Below are 1282 nucleotides of genomic sequence, written 5' to 3'. Positions count from 1 at the left end.
TGAAGTGACCTAAATAAATGAGACAGATAAAAGCACCTCTCACGTCGTATTCGTAGTAGGATCGACAGATGGAGGTGTTTTTCTTATGGGAGAAAGTAAACGACGGTATCCAGCAGAAGTGAAACGGGAAGTCCTTCGGCTGAAATGGGAGGAAGGATGGAGCAATCGGTCACTCATGGATGCCTTCGGCATTAAAAATGTATCGCAAATCAAGCAATGGGCCAGGTGGGTCCAGAACGGAGAAGAGCATCGTCTTCGCCAGCCGGTTGGCAAGCAGTACACGTACGGCAAAGGCCCGCAAGACAGCGAAATCGACCGGTTGCGGCAGCAGGTGGAGTACTACGAAATGAAGGAGGCATTGCGGGGAAAGTACCAGGAACTCGAAAGGAGGTGGCCCCGGAAGTCTTCCTCGCCTTCGTCGAGCAGCACCGGCAAACGTATACGATAACGTTTCTGTGTCACATTTTTGGGGTGCCCCGGGCCACCTATTACCGTTGGTGCCGGAAGTCGTGGGAGCCCTCCGGGCTCGACCAACTGATCATCGACCTCTGCCGCTCCCTGCAGTTTCGGGTGGGGCACCGGACCATCCGGGGACTGTTGGGAAAAGATCATGGGATTCATGTCCATCGGTGCACCGTCCAGCGCATTATGCAGAAGTACGGCCTCCAGTGCCAAATCAAACCGAAGCGGGCCCGAAAACCCGCCGGCCTCTCCGATATGGTGGTGCCGAATCGGCTGGATCAACAGTTTCAGGCCCAGCAGCCGAATGAAAAATGGGTCACGGATATCACGTACCTGCCGTACGGGCCAACCATGTGGTATTTATCCACCGTGATGGACCTGTACAATAATGAAGTGCTGGCGTATACGATCCGCGATCGGCAGGATACCGCCCTGGTGCTCGACACCCTGGAACGGGCCTGCGCCAGCCGGGAAACCAGCGGTACGATCCTCCACAGCGATCAGGGCTGCCAGTACACCTCTTATGCCTTTCAGGAGGCAGCTCACAAAAAAGGCATTATCACAAGCATGTCGCGCCGAGGCAACTGCTTTGATAATGCCGTCATTGAATCCTTCCATTCCTCGCTAAAGTCGGAAGGATTCCGCACCCCGCGAGGGGTGCCCCTAACGTCTACCATTATACTAGAAAACGTGCAGACGTACATGTATTATTACAATTATCAGCGACCCTTTACGAAATTAGCCTTCCACACGCCGGTGGAATACCGAACGGCAGAAGGCTAGGTGCTTTATCTTGTCTCATATTTCTAGGTCAGTGCAC

The 1282-nt window shown here is 53.9% G+C and carries 2 protein-coding genes; both read left to right on the top strand.

From position 1 onward, the window contains the following. Positions 1–85: 85 nt before the first annotated feature. Positions 86–448 carry a helix-turn-helix domain-containing protein gene (locus CHL76_RS17330; protein WP_233133503.1) on the top strand — a complete coding sequence of 121 codons (363 nt, stop codon included), beginning with the start codon at positions 86–88 and terminating at the stop codon, positions 446–448. Then, complete coding sequence (locus CHL76_RS16630; protein WP_233133502.1) at positions 358–1245, top strand: IS3 family transposase; 888 nt, start codon at positions 358–360, stop codon at positions 1243–1245. The genes CHL76_RS17330 and CHL76_RS16630 overlap by 91 nt, the downstream gene beginning before the upstream one ends. Positions 1246–1282: the final 37 nt, after the last annotated feature.

The organism is Marinococcus halophilus, assembly GCF_002265875.1.
GTDB lineage: Bacteria > Bacillota > Bacilli > Bacillales > Marinococcaceae > Marinococcus > Marinococcus halophilus.
Note: the sequence above shows the minus strand (reverse complement) of the source record. Positions and strands in the feature narration are given on the sequence as shown.